General features: G+C 71.6%; 20 protein-coding genes. 10 read left to right on the plus strand and 10 right to left on the minus strand.

The window, feature by feature from the left end:
• Window positions 1–104: 104 nt before the first annotated feature.
• Window positions 105–1532 carry a pyruvate kinase gene (gene pyk / locus ACZ3YO_RS08265; RefSeq protein ID WP_396320882.1) on the plus strand — a complete coding sequence of 476 codons (1428 nt, stop codon included), beginning with the start codon at window positions 105–107 and terminating at the stop codon, window positions 1530–1532.
• A 71-nt stretch (window positions 1533–1603) separates the two neighbouring features.
• On the opposite strand, the gene ACZ3YO_RS08270 is transcribed toward pyk, so the two are convergent.
• From ACZ3YO_RS08270 to ACZ3YO_RS08285, 4 genes are all read right to left on the minus strand, one after another.
• Window positions 1604–3037, minus strand: a complete 1434-nt coding sequence (locus ACZ3YO_RS08270; RefSeq protein WP_465566466.1) for a hypothetical protein — start codon at window positions 3035–3037, stop codon at window positions 1604–1606.
• Window positions 3034–3672, minus strand: a complete 639-nt coding sequence (locus ACZ3YO_RS08275; RefSeq protein WP_465566469.1) for a DUF6114 domain-containing protein — start codon at window positions 3670–3672, stop codon at window positions 3034–3036. The genes ACZ3YO_RS08270 and ACZ3YO_RS08275 overlap by 4 nt, the downstream gene beginning before the upstream one ends.
• A gap of 134 nt (window positions 3673–3806) precedes the next feature.
• Window positions 3807–4472, minus strand: coding sequence for a DUF6230 family protein (locus tag ACZ3YO_RS08280; RefSeq protein ID WP_396320879.1), 666 nt, complete (start codon window positions 4470–4472; stop codon window positions 3807–3809).
• Between the two features lie 708 nt (window positions 4473–5180).
• The gene (locus ACZ3YO_RS08285; RefSeq protein WP_465546488.1) at window positions 5181–6176 is read right to left on the minus strand and encodes a tetratricopeptide repeat protein; all 996 of its coding nucleotides are present in this window, start codon (window positions 6174–6176) and stop codon (window positions 5181–5183) included.
• Between the two features lie 367 nt (window positions 6177–6543).
• Between ACZ3YO_RS08285 and ACZ3YO_RS08290 the strand changes: the two genes are divergently transcribed.
• Complete coding sequence (locus tag ACZ3YO_RS08290) at window positions 6544–7239, plus strand: TetR/AcrR family transcriptional regulator (RefSeq protein ID WP_465566472.1); 696 nt, start codon at window positions 6544–6546, stop codon at window positions 7237–7239.
• Window positions 7240–7349: 110 nt separating this feature from the next.
• On the opposite strand, the gene ACZ3YO_RS08295 is transcribed toward ACZ3YO_RS08290, so the two are convergent.
• From ACZ3YO_RS08295 to ACZ3YO_RS08305, 3 genes are all read right to left on the minus strand, one after another.
• Entirely contained in the window at window positions 7350–9035 is a 1686-nt protein-coding gene (locus ACZ3YO_RS08295; protein ID WP_465546484.1) for an acyl-CoA mutase large subunit family protein, read from the minus strand.
• A gap of 196 nt (window positions 9036–9231) precedes the next feature.
• Window positions 9232–9573, minus strand: coding sequence for a DUF3817 domain-containing protein (locus ACZ3YO_RS08300; RefSeq protein WP_376154994.1), 342 nt, complete (start codon window positions 9571–9573; stop codon window positions 9232–9234).
• A gap of 122 nt (window positions 9574–9695) precedes the next feature.
• Window positions 9696–10244: a MarR family winged helix-turn-helix transcriptional regulator gene (locus ACZ3YO_RS08305; RefSeq protein ID WP_465566477.1), complete on the minus strand. Its 549-nt coding sequence runs from the start codon at window positions 10242–10244 to the stop codon at window positions 9696–9698.
• A gap of 492 nt (window positions 10245–10736) precedes the next feature.
• On the opposite strand from ACZ3YO_RS08305, the gene ACZ3YO_RS08310 reads away from it, so the two are divergent.
• Together ACZ3YO_RS08310 and ACZ3YO_RS08315 are read left to right on the plus strand one after the other, a co-directional pair.
• On the plus strand, window positions 10737–12374 hold the full coding sequence (locus ACZ3YO_RS08310; protein WP_465566479.1) for a M4 family metallopeptidase: 1638 nt from the start codon (window positions 10737–10739) through the stop codon (window positions 12372–12374).
• A gap of 451 nt (window positions 12375–12825) precedes the next feature.
• Window positions 12826–14439: a M4 family metallopeptidase gene (locus ACZ3YO_RS08315; RefSeq protein WP_465566482.1), complete on the plus strand. Its 1614-nt coding sequence runs from the start codon at window positions 12826–12828 to the stop codon at window positions 14437–14439.
• A 209-nt stretch (window positions 14440–14648) separates the two neighbouring features.
• On the opposite strand, the gene ACZ3YO_RS08320 is transcribed toward ACZ3YO_RS08315, so the two are convergent.
• Window positions 14649–14987 (minus strand): DUF3817 domain-containing protein, encoded by a 339-nt coding sequence (locus ACZ3YO_RS08320; RefSeq protein ID WP_396320873.1) that lies wholly within the window; start codon window positions 14985–14987, stop codon window positions 14649–14651.
• A gap of 223 nt (window positions 14988–15210) precedes the next feature.
• On the opposite strand from ACZ3YO_RS08320, the gene ACZ3YO_RS08325 reads away from it, so the two are divergent.
• The 5 genes from ACZ3YO_RS08325 (at window position 15211) to ACZ3YO_RS08345 (ending at window position 18993) form a co-directional block, all read left to right on the plus strand.
• On the plus strand, window positions 15211–15999 hold the full coding sequence (locus ACZ3YO_RS08325) for a DUF2127 domain-containing protein (protein ID WP_465566485.1): 789 nt from the start codon (window positions 15211–15213) through the stop codon (window positions 15997–15999).
• 80 nt (window positions 16000–16079) lie between these two features.
• Window positions 16080–16718, plus strand: a complete 639-nt coding sequence (locus tag ACZ3YO_RS08330) for an AIM24 family protein (RefSeq protein ID WP_465566488.1) — start codon at window positions 16080–16082, stop codon at window positions 16716–16718.
• Window positions 16718–17368: an AIM24 family protein gene (locus tag ACZ3YO_RS08335; RefSeq protein ID WP_396320870.1), complete on the plus strand. Its 651-nt coding sequence runs from the start codon at window positions 16718–16720 to the stop codon at window positions 17366–17368. Before ACZ3YO_RS08330 ends, ACZ3YO_RS08335 begins: the two co-directional genes overlap by 1 nt.
• 257 nt (window positions 17369–17625) lie before the next feature.
• Window positions 17626–18438 (plus strand): AIM24 family protein, encoded by an 813-nt coding sequence (locus ACZ3YO_RS08340; protein WP_396320961.1) that lies wholly within the window; start codon window positions 17626–17628, stop codon window positions 18436–18438.
• A gap of 39 nt (window positions 18439–18477) precedes the next feature.
• Complete coding sequence (locus ACZ3YO_RS08345) at window positions 18478–18993, plus strand: MarR family winged helix-turn-helix transcriptional regulator (protein ID WP_465566492.1); 516 nt, start codon at window positions 18478–18480, stop codon at window positions 18991–18993.
• Between the two features lie 83 nt (window positions 18994–19076).
• Here ACZ3YO_RS08345 and meaB read toward each other — a convergent pair whose 3' ends face one another.
• The gene (meaB, locus tag ACZ3YO_RS08350) at window positions 19077–20033 is read right to left on the minus strand and encodes a methylmalonyl Co-A mutase-associated GTPase MeaB (protein ID WP_396320867.1); all 957 of its coding nucleotides are present in this window, start codon (window positions 20031–20033) and stop codon (window positions 19077–19079) included.
• Between the two features lie 71 nt (window positions 20034–20104).
• Window positions 20105–21298, minus strand: a complete 1194-nt coding sequence (locus ACZ3YO_RS08355; protein WP_396320866.1) for an acetyl-CoA C-acetyltransferase — start codon at window positions 21296–21298, stop codon at window positions 20105–20107.
• Between the two features lie 267 nt (window positions 21299–21565).
• On the opposite strand from ACZ3YO_RS08355, the gene mce reads away from it, so the two are divergent.
• Window positions 21566–22009 carry a methylmalonyl-CoA epimerase gene (gene mce, locus ACZ3YO_RS08360; protein WP_396320865.1) on the plus strand — a complete coding sequence of 148 codons (444 nt, stop codon included), beginning with the start codon at window positions 21566–21568 and terminating at the stop codon, window positions 22007–22009.
• Window positions 22010–22039 lie beyond the last annotated feature (30 nt).

A 22039-nucleotide genomic window follows, 5' to 3' on the forward strand; every position in this document is an offset into this window, starting at 1 on the left:
CGGGTACTGACACCCCGTCGTCTCGGTCCTCGGGATCCTTCGTCGGCGATTCCTCACGTTTCGTGCCGAATGCACCTATAACACGAACGGATAGACTGATCGATATGCGCCGAGCGAAAATTGTCTGCACCCTGGGTCCCGCGACGGACTCCTACGAACAGCTGAAGGCCATCGTCGAGGCGGGCATGAACGTCGCCCGACTGAACATGAGCCACGGCACCCACGCGGACCACGAGGAGCGGTACCGCAAGGTCCGCCAGGTCTCGGAGGACACCGGCAAGGCCATCGGCGTCCTGGCCGACCTCCAGGGTCCCAAGATCCGTCTGGCGACCTTCGCCAACGGCCCGGTGACCGTCGACAACGGCGACGAGTTCACCATCACCACCGAGGACGTCCCCGGTGACCAGCACATCTGCGGAACCACCTACAAGGGCCTGCCCGGCGACGTCAAGCCCGGCGACCCGATCCTGATCAACGACGGCGTCATCGCCCTGGAGGTCGTCAGCGTCGACGGCCCCCGCGTGAAGACCGTCGTCGTCGAGGGCGGCGTGCTCTCGAACAACAAGGGCATCAACCTGCCCGGCGCGGCCGTGAACGTGCCCGCCCTGTCCGAGAAGGACAAGGACGACCTGCGCTTCGCGCTGGCGCTGGGCGTCGACATGGTCGCCCTCTCCTTCGTCCGCAACGCGGCCGACATCAAGGACGTCCACGCGGTCATGGACGAGGTCGGCATCCGCGTGCCGGTCATCGCCAAGATCGAGAAGCCGCAGGCCGTCGAGGCCATGGAGGAGATCGTCCTCGCCTTCGACGCCATCATGGTGGCCCGCGGCGACCTGGCCGTCGAGTACCCGCTGGAGCGGGTGCCGCTGGTCCAGAAGCAGCTGATCACCCTGGCCCGCCGCAACGCGAAGCCGGTCATCGTCGCCACCCAGATGATGGAGTCGATGATCCACGCCTCGCGCCCGACCCGCGCCGAGGTCTCCGACGTCGCCAACGCCATCCTGGACGGCACCGACGCGGTGATGCTCTCCGCCGAGTCCAGCGTCGGCAAGTACCCGGTCGAGACCGTGCGCACCATGAGCCGGATCGCCGAGAAGGCCGAGGAGGAGCTGCTCTCGCAGGGCCTCCAGCCGCTCAACCCGGGCCGCAAGCCGCGCACCCAGGGCGGTTCCATCGCCCGCGCCGCGTGCGAGCTGGGCGACTTCCTCAACGGCAAGGCCCTGGTCGCGTTCACCAAGTCCGGTGACACCGCGCGCCGGCTCTCCCGGTACCGCTCGCCGATCCCGGTGATCGCGTTCACCCCGGACAACGCCACCCGCAACCAGCTCTCGCTGAGCTGGGGCGTCGAGGCGCACGTCACCGAGCAGGTCGGCTCGACCGACGCGATGGTGGCCCAGGTCGACGGCGAGCTGCTCCGCATCGGCGAGCTGAACGAGGGCGACACCGTCATCGTCACCGCCGGCTCCCCGCCCGGAATCCCCGGCAACACCAACATGGTCCAGGTGCACCACCTGGGCACCCGGAGCGAGTAAGGCCCCGGAAAACGCCCGTGGGGCGGTCCCTCCGTCGAGGAGGGGCCGCCCCACGGGCATGTCGGCCGGGCCTACTTGTTGCCGACGTACGGCTTGTCGTCGTTGTAGAGCTGCATACCGGGGATCTTCAGCGTGCCGCCGAACTGGCCGGACTGGACCGCGGTGACACCGGTCATCTGCATCCAGAGCGGGATCTCCAGCTTGCCGATCAGGTCGTACAGCCACTGCGGCAGCGGCCCGTCCGGGGTGAGGGTGAGCTCGCCCAGGTCGATCGGGATCGGGATGCCGAGCACCTGGGACAGGTGGCCGGACATCCGCTCGACGTACATCGTGACCGGCCCCTGGCGCATGGTGGAGACCGAGCCGGGCGCGCCCTTCACGTGGAAGGTCTTGCCGTTGCCCTCCAACGTCGACATGTCGAGGTTCTCGATGTCCACGCTGTCGACCACGAACTTCAGCACGCGCTTGGTGGTGGTGGGCGTCTGGACCTTGACCACGCCCATCAGGACGGCGTGGTTCAGGGTCAGCCGGCTGGTCTGCAGGGTCCAGTTCTGGTCCGGCACCAGGATCGGGTTGTCCGCCCCGCTCCCGGCCGCGAGGCCCTTCATCGGCACCAGGCAGTTCGGGTCGGCACTCGGCGAGGAGGAGCCGGACGGCGTCGCCGAGCCGGACGGCGTGGCCGCACCGGAGGCCTTGGCGCCGGCGGACGGCTTGGCGGCCGTTGTCGCCCGGCCGCTCGCCGGGGCGGCGGCCGACGGGCTCGACGCACCCGACGGGGCGGTCTTGGGCGCCGGGGCTGCGGTGGACGGCGCGGGCGCGGCGGGTGCCTGGGCGCCTGCGGCCGGCGCCTGGGTACCCGCGACCGGGGCGGCCGGGGCCACCGCACGGTTGCCCGCGGCGGGCGCGGTCGTCGCGGCCGGGGCCTGGCTCGCGGTGCCGGCCGAGGCCGACGGGCTCGGCGAACCGCTCGGGTGGATCAGGTTGGTGATGCCGCCGACGATGTCGCCGATCAGGCCCGCCTGGACCACCCCGCCGGAGGTGCCGGTGGCCGCAGACCGCACGGGGGCACCGGCCGGCGTCGACGCGGGCGCCTGGGCCGGTGTGGTCGCCGCGGCCGTGGGGACGGCCGGGGTCGTCGGGACGGTCGTGGGCGTGCTCGTCGGCGCGGCCGTCGGGCTCTCCGGGAGCGGCACGGACGGACCGGGCAGCGGCGGGGGCAGCTCGCTCTTGGGCACCGGCGTCTCCGCCACGACCGGCGGCTGCGGGGCGGCGTCCGGCGCCGTCGCACACGGCTTGCCGGCGGCGGTCTCGGCGATCGCCGCGTTCGGCGTGTAGGTGGCGGCCATCAGCAGTGCGGTCGGCACCGCGGCCATCGCCAGCGCGCGGCCTCTCAGCCGGACCCGCACCGGCACGCGGCGCGCCGCGTGCCGTCCGGAGCGCTGCTCCGGCAGGGCCGGGCGGTCCTGGTGGCCCTGCCGGTCCGGCTGGTCCTGTGGCGCGGTCACCGGGTCTCCTCGGGGTCGCCGGCGTGCTTCGGGGCGCTGCGCTGGGCCGGGGCCGACGGGCCGCCCTGGCCCGGCACGGCCGGCAGCGGAGCGGTGGCGGCCTCCACGGCGGGGGCGACGGGAGCAATGACCGTGGCCGCTTCGCCCGGGGCCCCGGTGGCGGTGGCCGGCTCGGCGGCGGTCGACTCGGCGGTGGCGACGGCCTCGGCGGCGACGGCCTCCTCGGGCGGGTTGGGGGCCCAGGCGAGCATCAGCCCGCCGCCGATCAGACCCGGCAGCAGCGCCATGCCGAAGCCGGACAGGTTGGAGACCGGGATCGAGACCAGCGTCAGCAGCATGGTGGCGACGCCCGCGAAGAAGCGGACGGCCGGCTGGAACCAGGCGGTCAGGCCCAGCACGATCAGCAGGACCCCGATGATCAATGACCCGGCACCGGCCGTGGTCGCCATGGTGACCGTCATGCCGTTCAACGACAGCTTGGCGTAGGGGAAGTACATGATCGGGACGCCGGCGATCATGGCCATGAGGCCGCCCCAGAACGGGCGGGACCGGCGGAAGTGACGGAACACCCGAAGCACCCAGTGGACGGTGTTCTCGTGCTCGGCGGGCCGCAGCTCGGCAAGGGCGCTGGACACGGTGCAGCTCCTCGATGGTGTGAACGAGGCGAAAAACGGGAGGGGGAGGGCCCGGGGCGGCGCGTGCGCCGCCCCCGACCCCCCGGGTGCCGTGGTCGGCGGCGGATCAGGACGACCCGCCGCCGGTCAGCGACTCAGAAGCACTCGTGCCCGCCGTCGGTGTGCAGCGCGAGCTTCAGGCCCTGGAGCTTGAAGGTGCCGGCCGAGGTGGCCCAGGCGGTCTGCTGCACGTTCGACAGGTCGGCCTTGTCGGCGGCCTGGGCGAAGCCGGTGCCACCCGAGGGCAGGCCGGTGCCGAGCTTGGACTTCCAGCCCTGGGTGGCGCTGCCCTTCAGGGTGGAGGCGTCCTGGCCGATGTTGATGTTGGTGAAGGTGGCGTCCGCGCTCAGCTGGTCGAGGTCGATCAGCAGGTTCTTCGCGGAGACCTGCTTCGCGACGTCGTCGCTCTGGCCGGCCTCGAGGCGCAGGGTGATCTTCGGCAGCTTCCACGGCAGGCCGGGGATGATGTTCGGGTCGGTCACCACCGACTGGCACAGGCCCTTGATCGTGGCCTCGTCGAACGCCGAGACGGCGACCGGGTGCGGCGTGCCGTTGGACTCGGCGTCGATCGAACCGAACTGCGCGAAGTTCGTACCGTGCAGTTCCTGCGTGGAGACCTTGAAGTTCTGGCCGGAGACGCTGAACGAAGCCGCCAGCGCGTTGTTCGCCATCGCGACGCCGACCGCGGCGGTGGCGGCGAGGCCGGGCACCATCACCAGGGCGAAGCGCTTCCAGCGGGTCTTGCCGTAGGTCTGGGACATGCGAGTCCTCCTTCTAGGACGTACATCTCCGGCGCCCGGCGGTGCGTCCCGCACCGGTGGGGGCCTGGGATGGGAGAGAGCTACGTCCTCGGTAGCGGAGAGCGCCTTGGGCGTCGTCGGACGCGGGAGCGGCCGGCACACAGCGGCACTCCCGTCCCTTCACCGACCACCCCTGGGGGGCGGCGGGCAGGACCGACGACATCGGCGATCACCCCCGAGCGACAACCAGCGACCGCGCGGGCCGCGCGGCCGGATCGAAGGACAGGAACCGCCGTGGGACCGCGGATACCCCCCTGCCCTCCCTGCCGACGGCCGGGGCCGGCGGCTTGCCCGGTGGGGATCCCTCGCTGCGTCCGCCGACCGGCTGTCGGCGGGGTGAAGTCTGGGACCGGGCGTCGCCGATGCTGCTTGAATCCCGGGCGAAGCACAAGGGGTTCATTACTGACGGGTAATCCAACATCCAATGACAACGATCATGAAAATGGACCGTCGAGCACCCTGAGTGACGAAATGAAGGAATCGTGACGGCGAAATCCGCCGGAAACACCAGCGAAACACCCGTGGGCGATCACGCGAAGTGACCGCCCACGGGTGTTGTCAAGATTTGGTAAACCTCTTACGCGATGACCGGATTGTCGCCAAATCTCCAGCGACACCGCAGGTCACCCGCCGTGCCAGTACGTACCGGCAGAACCGCTCCGACCGGGCTCAGAAGAGGACGCGGGCCAGCGCCGTGCGCGCCGCCGTCACCCTCGGGTCGTCGGCGCCGATCACCTCGAACAGCTCCAGCAGCCGGAGCCGGACGGTGTCCCGGTCCTCGCCGAAGGTGCGCCCGACGGTGTCCACCAGACGCCCGAAGGCGTCCTCGACATGACCGCCGACCAGGTCCAGGTCGGCCGCCTGGAGCTGGATCCCGACGTCCTTCGGGGCGGCCGCGGCCGCCGCCCGGACGGCCTGCAGGTCCAGCCCCTCCACGCGGCGCAGCAGCTGCGCCTGGGCCAGGCCGAGCCTGGCCTCGGCATTGCCCGGCTGATCGGCCAGCACGTTCTGGTACGCCTGGATCGCGCCGCCCAGGTCCCCGCGGTCCAGGGCCTCGTGCGCGGCCTCCAGCGCCGGGTCCTCCGGCACGAACGGCGCGGCCTCGCCCGGCTCGCCGGCCGGCGCACCCGCGCCGCCGACCACGCCGAAGCGCTGCTCGGCGACCAGGATCAGCTGGTCCAGCACCTTGCGGACGTTGGCCTCGCTCTCGGCGCCCTGGAACAGCGGCACCAGCTGGCCGGCCACCACGGCCATCACGGCCGGGATGCCCTGGATGCCGAACTGCTGCGCGATCAGCTGGTTGGCCTCGACGTCGATCTTGGCGAGCACGATCCGGCCGGCGTACTCCTCGGCCAGGCGCTCCAGGATCGGGCTGAGCTGCTTGCAGGGCCCGCACCACTCGGCCCAGAAGTCGATGACCACCGGCACTTCGGTGGAGCGCTGGACGACCTCGGCCTCGAAGGTGTCCTCGGTGACGTCGATGACGAGCTCGTACGGGGCCTGGGGGGCCGCCACGCCGGATGCTTCGGCGGCGGCCGCCTGACGGGCCCGCTCGGCCCGGGCCTGCTCGGCCTTCTGGGCAGCCTCGCCGGCTGCCTTCACTGCGGCGAGGTCGACTGCACCGCGCAGAGCGGAGCTGTTGAGACGCGAATTCCGTGGCTGCATGGCACTATCCTCCCCCGTCCGCGCTGCTGGCGGGCACCAACCTCCGGAAACTCGCCCCGCGCGGGCTGCGCGGTACCGAATCCCGAGGTGGACGGCCCGTCCCCCGGTAGCCTGAACCGTTCGGCGCGGATCCCCACCCGCACCCGCGCCGCCCCCGTCCCACGGGGTCGCGGCGCCTGGCTGTCACTGCTTTCGCTACGAGTCGTAGCGTAACTGGACCGAGGGCCCCCGCCGCAACCCCATCCGGCCTTCCCGGGACGTGAGCTGTCCCACTTTCCCGGGTGGCCAGGCTGACCTGGACGGCTGGGAGTCGCTACCGTTACCGGTCCCACCCATGTTACTTACCAGTAAATCGCAAGGAGGCCCGGTGTCGGCCGCCCAGCCCCCCCTGACCCCGGCGCGCCCGGCCCCCCGGGAAGACCCCCCACAGGCCCCGGAGGGCCCCGACGGCGCCACCACCCGGGCCAAGGGGAGACCGCGCAGCGCCGCCGCCGACCTCGCCATCCTGGACGCCACCCGCGAAGCCCTCGCCGAACTCGGCTGGGGCGGGCTGACCATGGGCCACGTGGCCACCCGCGCCAAGGTCGCCAAGACCACCCTGTACCGCCGCTGGCCGTCCAAGAACGAGCTGGTGGTGGACGCCGTCGCCAGCCTCTTCGACGAGCTGGTAATGCCCGACCTCGGCAGCCTGCGGGCCGACATCGAGGCGGTGGTCTCCCAGTTCGCCGACCTGCTGGCCCGTCCGGAGACCCAGGCCGCGCTGCTCGCGCTGTTCGCCGAGGGCACCCGCGACCGTCAGCTGCGGCGGCGGATCCGGGAGGCGATCGTCGACCCGCAGAAGCGCCTCGTCCGGCAGGGCCGGGCCGCGGCCCAGGCCCGCGGCGAGCTCGCCCCGGACGACGACGAGGTGAGCGCCGGCGAGGAGATCGACATCATCTTCGACACGATCGCGGGGACGGTCGAGCACCGGGTGCTGGTCAGCGGCGAGCCGATCACCGCCGACTGGACCCGGCGCTTCACCAACCTGCTGCTCGGGCCCTTCCCCAGCCTGACCGGGGGCTGAGCGCGCAGGCCCCCGCAGGCGCAGCACGGAGCCGCCCCGCACGTGAGGACGTGCGGGGCGGCTCTCTGCGTGCTCGCGCCCCGGAACCGGGACCGCGCCGTGCAGGCGCCCTAGAACCGGGCGGTCTCGCGGTAGATCCCCCACTCCTCGCGCAGCGCGTTGCAGATCTCGCCCAGGGTGGCCTCGGCCCGCACGGCGTCCAGCATCGGCGGGATCATCGACGCGCCCGAGCGCGCCGCCGCCAGCATCGCGTCCAGCCCGGCCCGCACCGCCGCCTCGTCCCGGCCGGCCTTCCGCGCGGCCAGCACACGCACCTGCTCGCGCTCGACCTCGTGGCTGACCCGCAGGATCTCCAGCTCGGGGGTGACGCTGCGCGGGTGGCAGTTGACGCCGACGACCCGCTTGTCGCCCTTCTCCACCGACTGCTGGTACTGGAAGGCCGCCTCGGCGATCTCCCCGGTGAACCAGCCCTCCTCGATCCCGCGCAGGATGCCGGAGGTGATGGGGCCGATCTCGTGGTCCTCGCGGCCCTTGTCCAGGATCCGCTGGAAGATCGCCTCGGCCTGCTCCTCGATCCGGTCGGTGAGCGCCTCGACGTACCAGGAACCGCCCAGCGGGTCGGCCACGTTGGTGACGCCGGTCTCCTCCATCAGCACCTGCTGGGTGCGCAGGGCGATCTCGGCGGCCTGCTCGGAGGGCAGCGCCAGGGTCTCGTCCAGGGCGTTGGTGTGCAGCGAGTTGGTGCCGCCGAGCACCGCCGAGAGCGCCTCGACGGCGGTGCGGACCACGTTGTTGTACGGCTGCTGGGCGGTCAGCGAGACGCCGGCGGTCTGGGTGTGGAACCGGAGCCACTGCGCCTTGTCGGTCTTGGCGCCGAAGCGGTCGCGCATCCAGCGGGCCCAGATCCGGCGGGCGGCGCGGAACTTGGCGATCTCCTCGAAGAAGTCCAGGTGCGCGTCGAAGAAGAAGGAGAGCCCGGGCGCGAAGACGTCCACGTCCAGGCCGCGGGAGAGGCCCAGCTCGACGTAGGCGAAGCCGTCGGCCAGGGTGTACGCCAGCTCCTGCGCGGCCGTCGCCCCGGCCTCGCGGATGTGGTAGCCGGAGACGGAGAGCGGCTTGTACGCCGGGATGCCCTCGGCGCAGTACGCCATCAGGTCGCCGATCAGGCGCAGGTGCGGCTCCGGGGCGAAGAGCCACTCCTTCTGGGCGATGTACTCCTTGAAGATGTCCGTCTGCAGGGTGCCGTTGAGCACCGCCGGGTCGACGCCCTGGCGCTCGGCGGCGACCAGGTACATGCAGAAGATCGGGACGGCGGGGCCGCTGATCGTCATCGAGGTGGTGACCTCGCCGAGCGGGATGCCCTTGAACAGGACCTCCATGTCGGCGGCCGAGTCGATGGCCACGCCGCAGTGGCCGACCTCGCCGAGCGACTTGGCGTCGTCGGAGTCGTACCCCATCAGGGTGGGCATGTCGAAGGCGACCGAGAGGCCGCCGCCGCCCGCCTCCAGGATCATCCGGTAGCGCTCGTTGGTCTGCTCCGCGTTGCCGAAGCCGGCGAACTGGCGGATGGTCCACGTCCGGCCGCGGTAGCCGGTGGCGTGCAGACCACGGGTGTACGGGTACTCGCCCGGCCAGCCGATCCGCTCGAAGCCCTCGACGGGCTGCCCGGCGGGCGGGCCGTAGACCGGCTCGACCTCGTCCCCGGAGAGGGTGGTGAAGTCCGCGTCCCGCTTGCGGGCGCTGTCGTACCGCTGCTGCCAGCGCTGCCGTCCGCGCTCGATCTCCTCGGCGTCCATGACCCCGAACTCCGCTCCGTACGGCCGCCACGTCATCGGGACGGCACAGCTATTAGGACGTCCTACTAATTTACTCGGACGTCCTAGTACTTGTCGACGGAAGCCGGGCCGAAACGCCGGAGCGCCCCTCCCCCGGGTCGGGGAAGGGGCGCTCGCGGAGGCTCTGCGATCGGACGCCGGGGGCCGGGGGCCGGGCTCAGACGCCGGCGGTCTGCCGGGCGGCACCGCCGGCCGGGAGCTGCTCGGCGGCCTCGCGGACCACCCGGCGCTCGGCGACGAAGGAGGCGAACGGGATGCAGCCGGCGGCCAGGGTGAGGATCATCCGGCCGAGCGGCCACTTGAGCTTCTGGCCGAGCAGGAAGGTGACCACGAAGTACCCGATGTAGAGGTAGCCGTGCAGCATCGCGACGTAGGTGGTGACGTCCTCGGCGGTGTCGAAGCCGTACTTCGCGACCATGAAGCCGCAGAACACCAGCAGCGCCACACCGGTCGCAATGGCCAGGGCCCGGTACCAGCCCAGCAGGGGGTTCGCCTTCATACTCTTCATCGCCTCGCTCGGCAGGGATCGGCCGGTACGCCCGGATCTGCGCACCGCTCCCACGAGGGTAGCCGCCGCTTACGGGTGCGCCGTGCAGCGGCCTGCCCGGCCGCGGCCGCGCGCTACTCGGCCGTGGCTCCGTCCGGCTCGGTCGCGGTCGCGTCCGGCTCGGTGAAGTCGCCGGCCGCCACCCGCAGCGGCCGGAGCAGCTCGAACACCTGGCGGCACTGCCCCGCGTCGTACTCCTCCAGGCCGAACTCCATCGCCATCAGCTCCCGGGTGGCCTCCTCGACCACCTCGCGGCCGCGGTCGGTGATCGAGGCGAGCACGCCGCGGCCGTCCAGCGGGTTGGGCCGGCGGGCGACCAGGCCGGCCCGCTCCAGGCGGTCGACGGTGTTGGTGACGCTGGTCGGGTGGACCATCAGCCGCTCGCCGATCTTGGAGAGGGAGAGCTCGCCGGTCCGGCTGAAGGTGAGCAGCACCAGCGCCTCGTAGCGCGCGAAGGTCAGCCCGTACGGCTTGAGCACCGTATCCACCCGCGAGAGCAGGATCTGGTGGGCGCGCATGATCGAGGTGATCGCCGCCATCGAGGGGACCCCGCCCCAGCGGCGGGCCCAGAGCTCGTCGGCGCGGGCGATCGGGTCGAAGTCGAGTGCGAGGGGCTTGGCCACCTCCTTACCGTACCGGCGGGTGGGGCCGCCGCTATCAGGCGTCCTGATGGTGGACAAGTGAGACACGTGGCGGGATCCCGCCAGTGGGGCGGCCAGGTCCGTACCAGGAGGTTGCAGGGATGTGAACGCCCGCCAACCCGCCGACGGTGGTTCGGCGTTGGCTCCCGACCTGGCGCCCGGCCCGCTATCAGGCCTCGGTTCGGGCGGTAACCCGCTGCAAGACGGGGCGATTTGACTGATTTGTCGCTCTGTTCACAATCCGCCGGACTGGCGAGACCTGGCCAATTGATGAACAAGACCTGTCATTTCACTTGTTGGATTGTCATGCTTTCGGCCAGCCCCGTCCGGCAGCCACCGCCCCACTCACCGGTGGCTCGCCGCTCGACCGCACGGAGCAGCCCGTCAGCGCCCGTTCCGCCCCTCAGGTGCCAACCCCGGCACCCCGGGACGAGGTGCGACCGCGCACACGCGGTTTCCCGGAAGGACCTGTACGTGAAGCGAAAGCTCGCAGCCGGCGCCGTACTCTCCGCCACCGCGCTCCTCACCGGCGTCATCCAGGTGAGCACCGCCGCCCAGGCCGCCCCGGCCCCCTCGGCCCAGGCGCAGGCGTCGCAGCAGCGCGAGGCCGTCCTCGCCGTGGCGAAGGGTCAGGCCGACCCGCTGGCGAAGGCGCTGGCGCTGGGCGGCCAGGAGAAGCTGGTCGCCAAGGACGCCGTGGTGGACGCCAACGGCACCCGTCACCTCCGCTTCGAGCGCACCTTCGCCGGCCTGCCCGTCCTCGGCGGTGACCTGGTGGTCCACCAGGCCGCCGACGGCGCCGTGAAGGCCGTGGACAAGGCCGTCGGCGCCACGATCGCGCTGCCCAGCCTCACCCCGCAGATCCCCGCCGACAAGGCGGCCGCGCAGGCCTCCGGCGCCGTGCAGGCCACCGTCGGCATCACCGCCGACAAGGACGAGTCCCCGCTGAAGGAGGTCCACCAGACCGGCGCCGCCGAGCTGGTGGTCTGGGCCACGGACGGCAACCCGCGCCTGGCGTACCGGACGACCGTCGAGGGCGTCCGTGCCGACGGCACCCCGAGCAGCCAGCTGCTGGTCACCGACGCCGCCAGCGGCGAGGTGCTCTCCACCCACGAGCAGGTCCAGACCGCGACCGGCAGCGGCAAGGGCGTCTTCGTCGGCTCCGTCCCGCTGACCACCACCAGCGTCTCCGGCGGCTACTCGCTGAAGGACGCCTCCCGCGGCGGCCAGTCCACCGTCGACTTCAAGAACCGGACCTCCGGCTCCGGCACCCTGTACACCGACGCGGACAACGCCTGGGGCACCGGCCTCGCCTCCAACACCCAGTCGGCCGCGGTCGACGCCCAGTTCGGCGCGGCGGCCACCTGGGACTTCTACAAGAACACCTTCGGCCGCAACGGCATCAAGAACAACGGCGTCGGCGCCACCAGCCGGGTCCACTACGGCAAGAACTACGTCAACGCCTTCTGGAGCGACGCCTGCTTCTGCATGTCGTACGGTGACGGCGCGAGCAACAGCCACCCGCTGACCGAGATCGACGTGGCCGGCCACGAGATGACCCACGGCGTCACCTCCGCCACCGCCAACCTGAACTACTCGGGCGAGTCCGGCGGCCTCAACGAGGCCACCTCGGACATCTTCGGCACCATGGTCGAGTTCTACGCGAACCTCGCCACCGACAAGCCGGACTACCTGATCGGCGAGGAGATCGACCTCAACGGCGACGGCACCCCGCTGCGCTACATGGACAAGCCCTCCAAGGACGGCGGCTCGGCCGACTCCTGGTCGTCCGGTGTGGGCAACCTCGACGTCCACTACTCCTCGGGCGTGGCCAACCACTTCTTCTACCTGCTGGCCGAGGGCAGCGGCGCCAAGACCATCAACGGCGTCAGCTACAACAGCCCGACCTCCAACGGTTCGACGGTCACCGGCATCGGCCGGGACAAGGCCGCGGCCATCTGGTACCGCGCGCTGACCGTCTACTTCACCTCCACCACCAACTACAAGGCGGCCCGCACCGGCACGCTGAGCGCGGCGGCGGACCTCTACGGCGCGACCAGCGCCGAGTACCAGGCGGTGGCGGCCGCCTGGAGTGGCGTCAACGTCAACTGACCTGACACGCCCGGGGCCTGGCGGCCCTGCGGACGCCCGGGGCCCTCACTGGGAGGGGAGGCCCCGGGCGTTCGCGCGTCCGGTGGCGCGTGCGCGCCCGCGCGTCCGGCCCGCGTAGCAAGGGGCGGCGGGCCCGGCAAGGCCCGCCGCTGGCGGGATCCCGCCAGCGGGGCGAAACGCCCGAAGCGGACATCCGCCGCACCCGGACCACCCGTACCGGCGCGTGGCGAGACCTGGCCAATCCCCGGCGGCGCCCTGTCCTTTCCGCCTGTCGGATTGTCATGCTTATGTCCAAGCCCCGTTCGACGGCCGTCACCCCCACCCACCGACCGGCCGTCCAGGACCGCACGGGAGCAGCACGTCAGCGCCCTACCGCCCCACGGCGCCAACCCCGGCGCCCCGGTATGCGGCGTGACCGCGCACACGCGGTTTCCCGGAAGGAACCCCGTACGTGAAGCGAAAGCTGACAGCCGGCGCCGTACTCTCCGCCACCGCCCTGCTGGCCGGCGCCATCCAGGTCGCCGCCGCACCCGCCCAGGCCTCCGCCCCCTCCGTCACCCAGCAGCGCGACGCGCTGATCGCCCTGGCCGGCGGCGAGGCCGCCCCGCTCGCGCAGTCGCTCGCGCTCGGCGGCCAGGAGCGGCTGGTCGTCAAGGACGCCGTGCTGGACGCCAACGGCGACCGCCACCTGCGCTACGAGCGGACGCTCGGCGGCCTGCCGGTGATCGGCGGCGACCTGGTGGTGCACCAGAAGGCCAACGGTTCCGTCACCTCGGTGGACCGGGCCTTCACCGGGCAGCTGTCGCTGCCGAGCCTCACCCCGTCGCTCTCGGCCGACAAGGCGTCCGCCCAGGCGCTCGGTGCCGTCCGGGCCACCGTCGGCATCGCGGCCGACAAGGACGAGTCGGCGATCAGCCGGGTCGACGGCGCCGGCGCGGCCACCCTGGTGGTCTGGGCGGCCGACGGCAGCCCGCGGCTCGCGTACCAGACGGTGGTGCAGGGCCAGCGCGCCGACGGCACCCCGAGCAGCCAGCGGCTGGTCACCGACGCGGCCACCGGCGAGGTGCTCTCCACCCACGAGGAGTTCCAGACCGCGACCGGCAGCGGCAAGGGCGTCAACGTCGGCTCGGTCACCCTGACCACCACCCAGAGCGGCTCGACCTACCAGCTCAAGGACGGCTCGCGGGGCAACCAGTGGACCGGAAACGCCGCGTCCGGGAACGCGCTGTACACCGACGCGGACAACGTCTGGGGCAACGGCCTCGCCTCCAACACCCAGTCGGCCGCGGTCGACGCCCAGTTCGGCGCCGGGGCGACCTGGGACTTCTACAAGAACACCTTCGGCCGCAGCGGCATCAAGAACAACGGCGTCGGCGCGAGCAGCCGGGTCCACTACGGCTCCAACTACGTCAACGCGTTCTGGAACGACTCCTGCTTCTGCATGACCTACGGCGACGGCTCCGGCAACACCCACCCGCTGACCGCGATCGACGTCGCCGGCCACGAGATGACCCACGGCGTCACCTCCGCCACCGCCGGACTGGTCTACTCCGGCGAGTCCGGCGGCCTCAACGAGGCCACCTCGGACATCTTCGGCACCATGGTCGAGTGGTACGCCAACCTGCCGGTGGACGTGCCGGACTACCTGATCGGCGAGAAGCTCAACATCAACGGCAACGGCACCCCGCTGCGCTACATGGACAAGCCCTCCAAGGACGGCGCGTCCAAGGACTCCTGGTACTCCGGGGTCGGCAACGTGGACGTCCACTACTCCTCGGGCGTGGCCAACCACTTCTTCTACCTGCTGGCCGAGGGCAGCGGCGCCAAGACCATCAACGGCGTCAGCTACAACAGCCCGACCTCCAACGGCTCCACCGTCACCGGCATCGGCCGGAACAAGGCCGCGGCCATCTGGTACCGCGCGCTGACCGTCTACTTCACCTCCACCACCAACTACAAGGCCGCCCGCACGGCGACCCTGAAGGCGGCCTCCGACCTCTACGGCGCGACCAGCACCGAGTACAAGGCGGTGGCCGCGGCCTGGAGCGCGGTCAACGTCAACTAGGGCCGGGCCCCCGTTCGGCCGGACGGGACCGAGGTCCCGTCCGGCCGGCCGCGCGCCCGGCACGAACGGCCGGCCGGGACCTCAGTGCCCGAGAACCGGCCCGGGGAGGCCGGGCCGCCCCTGAACCACCTCCGGAAACGGCGACAGGCTGCCGGGGCCCTCTGGGAGAGGAGGCCCCGGCAGCCTGTCGGCCGTTGACGGCGTGCGGCTCAGGCCGCGGCGGGCTCGCGGGCCGGCGCCGCTCCGCCGAGCTCCTCCTTCTTCAGGATGCGCTCGGCGAAGAACCCGCCGGTGGGCAGCACCGAGAGGACGAAGAGCAGGACGCCGCGCTTCACGTCCCACTTCTGCGCCTGCCAGGCCATGATCCAGAAGACCACGTAGAGGATGAACAGGATCCCGTGGACCATCCCCATCACCGGGACGGCGTCGAAGCTGGTGGTGCGCTTGAGCACCGAGCAGACCAGGAGCAGGAGGAAGGAGAGGCCCTCGGGGCCGGAGACCAGGCGCAGGCGGTGGACGGCGCTGCTGTTCACGATGGGGTACCTCATACCGGAGTCGGAGATCGCTTGTGAACCGACTCACAAGCATCCCCGCCATTATCACCGAGCACATGCCCGGGCCCGCGTCCGGGGTGCGCCCCCGTGCCGGATGTCACAGCCGTGCAGCAGATCGCCCCCGGTCGCGGCGCCGGGCCGGTCACCACCCCTATCCTGCTGCCGCGCCCGGCGATCCGGGCGCCGTCCGCATCGCAGCACCACGGGGGTACCACCGATGTTCAAGCTGGACTGGGACCGAAGGACCTGCGCCCGGCGCGGGCACGTCACCTACGCGCCGACCGAGCCCGAGCTGAACCGCCGGCTGCACGCCGCGACCTCGCTCGGCGACGCCTGGCGCTGCCTGCGCTGCGGCGACTTCTCGCTCGGTGCCCCGCACGGCTCCGGACCGGCCGACGAGGCACCGCTGGTGCCGCGCGGCAAGGCCCTGCGGGACGTCTTCATCCTCCGCTTCCTGGCCGTCGAGCGGCTGCTGCGCGGGCTGCTGATCGTCGTGGTGGCCTGGGGCGTCTGGAAGTTCTCCAACAGCCAGGACGCCGTGCGCCGGGTCTTCGACGAGAACCTGACGGTGTTCCGGCCCGTGACCGAGCACTTCCACTGGGACCTCGAACACTCCCCGATCGCCGACACCATCCGCAAGACCTTCGACTACAAGCACAGCACCCTGCTGATCGTCGCGGGCGCACTCCTGGTCTACGCGCTGATCGAGATCGTCGAGGCGTACGGACTCTGGCTGGGCCGGCGCTGGGCCGAGTACCTGACGGTGGTGGCCACCGCGGCCTTCCTCCCGCTGGAGGTGTACGAGCTGACCGAGCACGTCAGCGCCCTGAAGATCTGCACGCTGGCGCTGAACATCGTCGCGGTGCTCTGGATCCTGCTCTCCAAGCGCCTCTTCGGGCTGCGCGGCGGCGTGGTGGCCTTCGAGGCCGAGCGCCACTCGGCCTCGCTGCTGGAGGTGGAGCAGGCCGCGGGCGCCGTCCCGCAGGGCGCGCAGACCCGGGTCTGATCCGGGCATTTGTCGCAGACCCGTACCAGAACGCCGACGCCCCCTCCCCCTCGCGCGCCCGATACGGCTACATTGCGCCCGTGGCACAGTTTCGACTCCAGGGGTCCAAGACGCTCGCCGTCGACATGACGGGCGACGCCGTGAAAGCCAGAAACGGCTCGATGGTCGCGTACAGCGGCCAGATGAGCTTCAAGAAACTCAGCGGCGGCGGTGACGGCCTGCGTGGCATGGTCACCCGCCGGCTGACCGGCGAGCAGATGACGGTCATGGAGGTGAAGGGGCAGGGCACCTGCTACTTCGCCGACAAGGCCACCGAGATCAACCTCGTCCGGTTGAACGGTGAGACGCTCTACGTCGAGTCCGACAACCTGCTCTGCACCGAGGGCACGCTGCGGACCGGCACCACCTTCACCGGTCTGAACGGCATCTCCTCCGGCAACGGCCTGTTCACCACCAAGGTCGAGGGCAGCGGCTGGGCCGCCGTCACCTCCAAGGGGCCGGCGATCATCCTGCGGGTCACCCAGGGCATGCCGCTGCGGGTGGACCCGGGGGCGTACGTGGCGCACACCGGCAACCTGAACCGCAGCCTGAAGTCCGGCGCCGGCTGGAGCACGTTCATCGGCGAGGGCGGTGGCGAGGCCGTCCAGGTGGAGTTCACCGGCGAGGGCCTGGTGTACGTGCAGCCGTCCGAGAAGCTGACCGTCGGGGGCGACGTCTGATGCCGTTCACCAGGATCAACAACAAGATGATCGAGGCCCGGGTCGTCCCCGGCCAGCGGCTGTTCAGCCAGCGCGGCGCGATGCTCGCGTACACCGGCGAGGTCCGGTTCACGCCGAACATCACCGGCGGGCAGGGCGGCGTCATGTCGATGATCGGCCGGCGGGTGGCCAACGAGGACACCCCGCTGATGACCGTCGAGGGCCAGGGCACCGTGATGTTCGGCCACGGCGGCCACCACGTGCACGTGATCGAGCTGGCCGGCGACACCCTGTACGTCGAGGCGGACCGGCTGCTCGCCTTCGAGGGCTCGCTGCAGCAGTCCACCATGTTCATGGGCTCGCAGGGCGGCGTGATGGGCATGGTCCGCGGCCAGGTGACCGGCCAGGGCCTGTTCACCACCAAGCTGGACGGCCACGGCGCGGTGGCGGTGATGGCGCACGGCGGTGTCTTCGAGCTGCCGATCACCCCGCACCAGCCGGTGCACGTCGACCCCCAGGCCTATGTCGCGCACCGCGGCCAGGTCCAGAACAAGCTGTCCACCGCGCTGGGTTGGCGCGACATGATCGGACGCGGCTCCGGCGAGGCCTTCCAGCTGGAGCTGTCCGGCAACGGCACCGTGTTCGTGCAGGCGAGCGAGGAGAAGCTCTGATGTCCTACCCGCCGCAGCCCCCCTACGGGCAGCCGAACGACCCGTACGGCCAGCAGCAGCCGTACGGCCAGCCGTCGCCGTACAACCAGCCCACCCAGCCCGGCTTCCCGGCCGCCCCGCCGCCGCCCGGCTACGGCCAGCAGCCCGGCCAGGGCTACCCGCCCCCGCCGCCGCAGGGCTACCCCCAGCAGGGCTACCCCGCGCAGCAGCCGCCGCAGCAGTACGCCCAGGAGCAGTTCGGCGGCGCCCAGGCCCCGCTGCCCAAGGCGCAGGACGGCTCCGGCCCGGTGGTGCACGACGCCCACAGCCTGCCGGTCAACGACAACGTCAACCCGTACGCCTTCTCGGTGGACCTGAACGGGTCGTACTTCCTGCAGAAGGGCAAGATGATCGCCTACTACGGCGACATCTCCTTCAAGGGCGTCGGCGCCGGCGCGATCGACCGGATGCTCGGCCAGCACTTCAACTCGCCGATGCACGCGGCGGACTGGGTGGTCGCCGAGGGCCGGGGCAAGCTGCTGCTGGCCGACCGGGCCTTCGACCTCAACTCCTACGACCTGGAGGAGGGGAACCTGACGGTCCGCTCGGGCAACCTGCTGGCGTACGAGCCGACGCTGCGGCTCAAGCAGTCGATCATCCCCGGGTTCCTCACCCTGATCGGCAGCGGCAAGTTCGTGGCGGCCTCCAACGGCCCGGTGCACTTCGTCGAGCCGCCGATCCGGGTGGACCCGCAGGCGCTGGTCGGCTGGGCGGACTGCCCCGCGCCGTGCCACCACTACGACCACGACTACATGCACGGGGTGATCGGCGGCATCCGCCGGCTGACCGGGCTGGGCGGGGCGTCCGGCGAGGAGCACCAGTTCGAGTTCATCGGCGCCGGCCAGGTGCTGCTGCAGTCGACCGAGGTGCTGATGGCCGAGCGCGCGGTGGGCCAGGTGCACGCCGAGGCGGGCGTGCCGATGGGCGGGGTGCCGTCGCAGCACGCGTCCGGCCACGGCAGCCAGCTGCCCAACGTCAACGTGCCGGGGCTCGGTAACCTGGGCGACCTCGGACGGCGCTTCGGACTCTGAACTTGTACAAGATTTAACTAAATACGGTATGCTGTCCGCATGGATACGCACACAGTCGACGCCGCGGACGTCTCCCCCTCGGGCCCGGAGGAGGGGACTCCCTGGCTGACCGCCCGGGAGCAGCGGCTGTGGCGTGCCCACCTGGAGGTCGCCAAGCTGCTGGACTACCAGCTCGGCCGTGAGCTCCAGCCGCACAACCTCGCGATCAACGACTACGAGATCCTGGTCGTCCTCTCGGAGGCTCCCGAGCGGCGGATGCGGATGACCGACCTGGCCACCGCCACCCTCCAGTCCAAGAGCCGGCTCTCGCACCAGATCACGCGGATGGAGACGGCCGGGCTGGTCCTGCGGCAGGAGTGTCCGGGCGACCGGCGCGGGCTCTACGCCCACCTCACCGAGCAGGGCTGGGCGACCATGCAGAAGGTCGCCCCGGACCACGTGCGCAGCGTCCGGGCACACTTCATCGACCGCTTCACGCCCGAGCAGCTCGACGCGATGTACGAGGCGCTGGCCCCCGTCGCCGAACACCTGCGCGGGCTGCGCGGCCGCTCCTGAGCGGGCCGTGACCGCAGACCTGCCCTGAACGCGCGGAGAGGGCCGGCCCCCGTCGGGTACGGGGACCGGCCCTCTCGTCGCGTTCAGCCCCGGGTGAGCCCGGCGACCAGCTCGTCGGCGGCACCGTACGGGTCCAGCTCGCCGGCCACCACCCGCTCGGCCAGCGTCGCCAGGTGACGGTCACCGTGCAGGTCGCCGATCCGGGACCGCAGCGCGGCCAGCGCGATCGCCTCGACCTCGTCCGCGGCACGGCGGCGACGGCGCGCGGCCAGCTCGCCGTGCTCCTCCAGCCAGGCGCGGTGCTTCTCCAGCGCCTCGACCACCTCGTCCACGCCCTCGCCGCGGGCCGCGACGGTCTTCACGATCGGCGGGCGCCAGTCCCCCGCCTCGCGGGCCTCGCCGAGGCCGAGCATGTGGTTCAGCTCCCGGGCGGTGGCGTCGGCACCGTCCCGGTCGGCCTTGTTGACCACGAAGACGTCGCCGATCTCCAGGATCCCGGCCTTGGCGGCCTGGATGCCGTCGCCCATCCCGGGGGCGAGCAGCACCACCGTGGTGTCCGCCTGGGCGGCGACCTCCACCTCGGACTGGCCGACGCCGACGGTCTCGACCAGGATCACGTCACAGCCGGCCGCGTCGAGCACCCGCAGCGCCTGCGGGGCCGCCCAGGAGAGGCCGCCGAGGTGGCCGCGGGTGGCCATCGAGCGGATGAAGACCTCCGGGTCGGTGGCGTGGTCCTGCATCCGGACCCGGTCGCCGAGCAGCGCACCACCGGAGAACGGCGAGGACGGGTCGACGGCCAGCACACCGACCCGCTTGCCGAGCCGGCGGTAGGCCGAGACCAGCGCGGAGGTGGAGGTCGACTTGCCCACGCCCGGGGACCCGGTCAGCCCGACGGTGTAGGCCCGGCCGGTGTACGGCGCGAGCGCCGCCATCGCCTCGCGCAGCTGCGGGGCGGCGTTCTCGACCAGTGAGATCAGCCGGGCGACGGCACGCGGACGGCCCTGCCGGGCCTGCTCGACCAGCGTCGCGACATCGATCATCGGGATCTCCTTGTGGATCGGGGCTGCGGACCGCCTGTGGCGGTCCGCAGCCCCGAAGATATGTCGGACGATCAGGCCTTCGGAACCCTGACGATCAGCGCGTCGCCCTGGCCGCCGCCGCCGCAGAGCGCGGCCGCACCGACGCCGCCGCCGCGCCGCTGGAGCTCCAGCGCCAGGTGCAGCACCACGCGGGCGCCGGACATCCCGATCGGGTGGCCGAGCGCGATCGCGCCGCCGTTCACGTTGACGATGTCGGAGGAGACGCCCAGGTCCTTGCCGGACTGGTAGGCGACGGCCGCGAACGCCTCGTTGATCTCGATCAGGTCGAGGTCGGCGACCTCCAGGCCCTCCTTGGCCAGCGCGTGCTTGATCGCGTTGGACGGCTGCGACTGCAGCGAGTTGTCCGGGCCCGCGACGTTGCCGTGCGCGCCGATCTCGGCGATCCAGGTCAGGCCCAGCTCCTCGGCCTTGGCCTTGCTCATCACGACCACCGCGGCGGCGCCGTCGGAGATCTGCGAGGAGGTGCCGGCGGTGATCGTGCCGTCCTTGGTGAAGGCCGGGCGCAGCTTGGCCAGGCCCTCGACGGTGGTGTCCGCGCGGATGCCCTCGTCCTGGCTGAAGACGACCGGCTCGCCCCTGCGCTGCGGGATCTCGACCGGGACGATCTCGGCCTCGAAGACGCCGTTCTGCTGCGCCTTGGCGGCGCGCTGGTGGGAGGCGGCGGCGATCTCGTCCTGGGCCTCGCGCGGGATGCCCAGGCGGGCGTTGTGCTTCTCGGTGGACTCGCCCATCGGGATGTTCTCGTAGGCGTCGGTCAGACCGTCGTACGCCATCGCGTCCAGCAGCTCGACCGCGCCGTACTTGTAGCCCTCGCGGGACTTCGGCAGCAGGTGCGGGGCGTTGGTCATGGACTCCTGACCGCCGGCCACCACGATGTCGAACTCGCCGGCGCGGATCAGCTGGTCGGCCAGCGCGATGGCGTCCAGGCCGGAGAGGCACACCTTGTTGATGGTGAGCGCCGGGACGTTCATCGGGATGCCGGCCTTGACGGCGGCCTGGCGGGCCGGGATCTGGCCGGCGCCGGCCTGCAGCACCTGGCCCATGATCACGTACTGGACCTGGTCACCCGTGATGCCGGCCCGCTCCACGGCGGCCTTGATCGCGAAGCCGCCGAGGTCGGCGCCGGAGAATCCCTTGAGCGAACCGAGCAGGCGACCCATCGGGGTCCGCGCACCGGCAACGATCACAGAGGTGGTGTTGGTCATGGGACGAGCCCCTTCGCACGTCGTGGCCAGGTGAGGATGCCGCTCAATGTACTGACCTGTAACCCGCCCGTCACCGGAGCGACGGTGTGATCGAGCGCACTGGCACTGTCCAGTCAACACCGTGTCAACCCGGTCCGGGTGAACCGCGCCGGGACCGTCCGGGCGCGGCGGCCGTGTGAGCAGGCTCGCACCGCCATCGCTGGCGCGCTCCGGCCGCATGCGCTGCACTGTTGCCGTCCCGTTGCCCGCCCAGACCCGGAGGCCACTGTGCTGACCCGCATCGACCACATCGGCATCGCCTGCCGCGACCTCGACAAGACGGTCGAGTTCTACCGCGCCACCTACGGCTTCGAGGTGTTCCACAGCGAGGTCAACGAGGAGCAGGGGGTGCGCGAGGCCATGCTCAAGATCAACGACACCGGCGACGGCGGCGCCTCCTACCTCCAGCTGCTGGAGCCCACCCGGCCCGACTCCACCGTCGCCAAGTGGCTGGAGAAGAACGGCGAGGGCGTCCACCACATCGCCTTCGGCACCGCCGACGTGGACGGCGACGCCGAGGAGATCCGCGCCAAGGGCGTCCGCGTCCTCTACGAGCAGCCGCGGATCGGCTCCATGGGATCGCGGATCACCTTCCTCCACCCGAAGGACTGCGGCGGCGTGCTGACCGAGCTCGTCACCTCCGCCGAGCCGGCCGATCACGAGGCCCACTGAGTCGCCGGCGGGTGCCGCCGACGGGCGGCA

Source organism: Kitasatospora sp. NPDC022785, from assembly GCF_055561295.1.

Bases quoted from the DNA above. Each gene is read 5' to 3' on its own strand.
- pyk (WP_396320882.1), top strand. From the start codon at position 105: ATGCGCCGAGCGAAAATTGTCTGCACCCTGGGTCCCGCGACGGACTCC.
- ACZ3YO_RS08280 (WP_396320879.1), bottom strand. From the start codon at position 4,472: ATGTCCCAGACCTACGGCAAGACCCGCTGGAAGCGCTTCGCCCTGGTG.
- ACZ3YO_RS08285 (WP_465546488.1), bottom strand. From the start codon at position 6,176: ATGCAGCCACGGAATTCGCGTCTCAACAGCTCCGCTCTGCGCGGTGCA.
- ACZ3YO_RS08295 (WP_465546484.1), bottom strand. From the start codon at position 9,035: ATGGACGCCGAGGAGATCGAGCGCGGACGGCAGCGCTGGCAGCAGCGG.
- ACZ3YO_RS08300 (WP_376154994.1), bottom strand. From the start codon at position 9,573: ATGAAGGCGAACCCCCTGCTGGGCTGGTACCGGGCCCTGGCCATTGCG.
- ACZ3YO_RS08320 (WP_396320873.1), bottom strand. From the start codon at position 14,987: ATGAGGTACCCCATCGTGAACAGCAGCGCCGTCCACCGCCTGCGCCTG.
- ACZ3YO_RS08325 (WP_465566485.1), top strand. From the start codon at position 15,211: ATGTTCAAGCTGGACTGGGACCGAAGGACCTGCGCCCGGCGCGGGCAC.
- ACZ3YO_RS08335 (WP_396320870.1), top strand. From the start codon at position 16,718: ATGCCGTTCACCAGGATCAACAACAAGATGATCGAGGCCCGGGTCGTC.
- ACZ3YO_RS08345 (WP_465566492.1), top strand. From the start codon at position 18,478: ATGGATACGCACACAGTCGACGCCGCGGACGTCTCCCCCTCGGGCCCG.
- meaB (WP_396320867.1), bottom strand. From the start codon at position 20,033: ATGATCGATGTCGCGACGCTGGTCGAGCAGGCCCGGCAGGGCCGTCCG.
- ACZ3YO_RS08355 (WP_396320866.1), bottom strand. From the start codon at position 21,298: ATGACCAACACCACCTCTGTGATCGTTGCCGGTGCGCGGACCCCGATG.